This is a genomic window from Maribellus maritimus (genome assembly GCF_022267315.1).
Taxonomy (GTDB): Bacteria; Bacteroidota; Bacteroidia; order Bacteroidales; family Prolixibacteraceae; genus Draconibacterium; species Draconibacterium maritimum.
Genome location: NZ_JAIKLE010000099.1, coordinates 1 through 3,632, shown reverse-complemented (window position 1 = coordinate 3,632; position 3,632 = coordinate 1). Strand labels below are relative to the sequence as shown.

Here is a 3,632-nt window from a genome sequence, read left to right as displayed (position 1 = left end):
TTCATCTATCTTTAAGGTATAAAACACCAAATACGGTGTTTAATGATGTTGCTTAATACAATGTTTAACCTGTAGCCGTATTCTAGGACTAGACAGGCTGAAAAGACGACTCCATACTTAAATGAATATAAAATGGGAATTTTTGACTTCTTAAAAAATAAATCGAAATTGACTGACAAGGAATCAGAAAAACAGAATATTCTCAATAAGGAAGAACTAAAAACTAATTTGGATAACATACAAAAAGAAATCTTTCAGTTTTTAAAGCCATTAGGATTTAAGAAAAAAGGACGAACCTTCAACAGACAAACAGAAGACGGAATTTACCAAGTAATAAATATCCAAAGCGGTAGATATGAATTTGGTGACAAATATGTAATCCCAGGAATTAGGGAAAACTTTTATGGGAAGTTTACAGTCAATTTAGGAGTAATGGTAAAAGAGATTTATGAACTTGAAGGCCACAATAAACCCAAAGACATTTATCAAGACTATGACTGCCAAATAAGAGAGCGACTACCGCATTTGACAATTAAACAAGACCATTGGTGGGCACTTTCAGACGACAGTATTAAAACAGCAAGAGAAGTTGTTGACGGACTGAATTCACACGGACTTGATTGGCTTAACAAATTTGAAACCCGAGATAAAATTTGTAGGAATTTAGGTAACGTTGAAGGCGGTTCGCCAAGAGCAAAATTAGACGTAGCACTTATTGAACTTCATAGAAACCGAGCAAAAGCAGAGAAATTATTTCAAGACTACTATCACAACATTGAAATTAAAAACGGACATAAAGAATACGTGAAAGGACTTGCTGACCGACTTGGAATAACATTGAGAAATTGATAATGAATAAAACTTAAAAACAACGAAGAAAGAAAAAGCCCGAACCGCTAACACCGTACATATTGCAGGGCGGGTTCGGTGGTACGCCAACTGTGGATTCTCGTTTCGCAGTTCCGTGTCCTTCGGACAGGAACGCTCTCCGAAATCCGCCCCGACATCATGTACCAACCGTCAGACTGTGCAAAAAATAAAGATTATTCGGAAGGGTACCCATGAAAAAATGAAATCCAAGAAAGCTAAATATAGTTTTTACACAGATTCCCGTTGTACCTCATGCGAAATAACACTCAAATATTTTTTAAACATGATTGAAAATGAGAAATAACAAATCCATTAAAATTTATTTCTGGGTGATTTTATTTTTAATGTCATTTGTGGCGGGATGTCAGAAAAAAACAGGAACTATAATAATGCTAACTGACGATTTTGAAAATGGTTGTCTAGCTGATTTCTGACGCCCGGGAGACAAAGGAAGCGGTCGATATGAAAAAGGCGCCGTTTCCATTACCGATCAATTTCATCGGACGGGGAACCATTGTGTAAAACTTGAATTTAAAAAAGGTTACATCAGACAAGATGGTGGTGATGGCAATTTTACTGAGCGAACTGAATTAGATTCAGGAACGCATCCTACACTACATCAGAAAATGTGGTATAAATTTTCAATTCTCATACTTGAAGATTTTCCAATCATAGATAATCGCTTAGTAATTTCACAAGTAAAACAAACTGTTTTACTTAAAAATCCATTGCAACTTTATGCCCAGAGGTATAGGAATGGTAATCATTATCTGACAATATACAATATGACCAGTTCTAAAAAAGAGCAAGCTGCCCGATATGAGCTTCCTGAACTCACAAAGGGAAAATGGCATGATTTTATTCTTCAGATTTATTATTCTGATTCAACTGATGGTTATATCAATATGTGGATGGATGGAAAGAAAGTTGTTTCTTTTATTGGGCCAACAGCTTCCAAAAAAGGGAGGAATCAATTCTATCATAAAATCGGGATGTATCGGGACCAATATTCAGAACCGATGACTATATATTTTGATAACTATATTTTAACCAATGACACTTTGTTGACTACGAATGAATAGGTTTTTAAAAACGGAAATTATTTTAATATAAATTATGTAAAAAGATAAAAATAATGCACGACGGCACAACACCATTGATCGTTTGATTCAGTACAGTTTTATTTTGACTCTTTCTATTTCCGGCAAATATCCAAGAAATGTAATAATTCTTGAAATATATTTTAATTGTAGTTTCGCTCGATTCAATTCCCAATTGGTAATACAGTCCGGTGTAACTTCAATTATTTTTGCAACATCTGATTGAAATAGATTCAAATCAAGTCTTTTCTTTCTAATGTGGTCATCGTAGGTGATAAGTTCTTTAGGATATGGCTTATGATTCGATTTCTTCGTTTTCTATTCAATATTACAGATGGGCAACGAAACTAAGAAAATTAAGCACTATTAAGAACCCTAATCTTGGATGATTTAGCATACCTACGTACCTACTCAAGGATATTATAAAAGCATCCAATCCAGTTAAAAAAACATTAAAACATTAAAACATTATTTTAAATGATTCTTTGCAAGAAAATGTTCTACAATATATTGATATTTAATAAATTAGTATGATTATAAACATTTACAAACACTTAAAAATACATATATTGTTAGATATAAATCATTTACCTCAAGAATAAGTAAAAATTGTTAAGGTACATTTACAAACTAGTTGTGCTTCATTTTAAGAGACCGCAGTAGCCAAATCATGCAACAATGAAAAGAAAAGATTGGACAGACGAAAAGTTATTTGAAAGATTATTGACTAATAGGACAAAAAAGACTTATTGGGAAAATATAAGAGAATTGAGGAGGCGTCCAAATCAATACGTGTTCGATAGAACAGTTGGATTAATTAAAACAAACAGTGACAAGGAAATAATTATCGGAATTGATATTCTGGCACAGTTAGGATTCAACCCAAGATTTAAACAAAATGAAATAGTTGAGATTTGTTTTAGTTTATTAGAGAAAGAACAAACTCCAAAAGTTCTTGAATCTGTTTTATTTGCAATTTCACACAACAATGAAATTTTAAGAGAAGACCAGATTTTGATTTTAATCAAACTAAAAACGCATAGATACTGCATTGTTCGTTACGGATTGGTACAAGCATTATCAGGATTAGAACAAAAAGACGCAATTGAAACTTTAATTGAATTAAGCACAGACAAAGACCCTGATATAAGAGATTGGGCAACATTTTCGCTTGGGGCACAAATTGAAACCAATACTGATAGTATCACAAAGTTATTGTGGAAACAGATAAATGACAGTTCTGAATTAGTAAGATTTGAAGCAATTGCTGGATTAGCAAAAAGACAGGACAAACGGATAAAAGACATATTAATACAGGAACTAAAAAAGATTGATGATAATGGTTCAATTATTTTAGAAAGTATTGAGGTATTTAATGATTTTGATTTTATTGAATTGCTTGAAAAACAAATTGAGCTAAATAAAAAGACCCAACAAGTAAATGAGAAATGGTTGATTGATACATTGGGTAAATTAAAAACGAAAGCACAGGATCGTAGTCTAGAAGTGGAGTAACTACAGCAACGTTAAGTGTGAATAATGCGTTTCAATCCTTGTTTTAGAAAAAAGACACTGTTTCACAAAGTGTGTAAATTAAAAATACCGAGGGTTTAGCTATTTATAGCTGGACCCTTTTTTCAAATATGACTAAGAACTGATTTA

2 protein-coding genes and 1 pseudogene are annotated in these 3,632 nt (G+C 32.6%); all 3 read left to right on the top strand.

What is annotated here, in order from left to right; genetic code table 11:
- The first annotated feature begins 132 nt into the window (after positions 1-132).
- The 3 genes and pseudogenes from K5G00_RS28975 (at position 133) to K5G00_RS28965 (ending at position 3,485) form a co-directional block, all read left to right on the top strand.
- On the top strand, positions 133-849 hold the full coding sequence (locus K5G00_RS28975; RefSeq protein ID WP_238770024.1) for a DUF4304 domain-containing protein: 717 nt from the start codon (positions 133-135) through the stop codon (positions 847-849).
- A 497-nt stretch (positions 850-1,346) separates the two neighbouring features.
- Positions 1,347-1,952: pseudogene (locus K5G00_RS28970) on the top strand (heparin lyase I family protein); the annotation flags it as partial.
- A 696-nt stretch (positions 1,953-2,648) separates the two neighbouring features.
- Positions 2,649-3,485 carry a HEAT repeat domain-containing protein gene (locus tag K5G00_RS28965; protein ID WP_238770022.1) on the top strand — a complete coding sequence of 279 codons (837 nt, stop codon included), beginning with the start codon at positions 2,649-2,651 and terminating at the stop codon, positions 3,483-3,485.
- Positions 3,486-3,632: the final 147 nt, after the last annotated feature.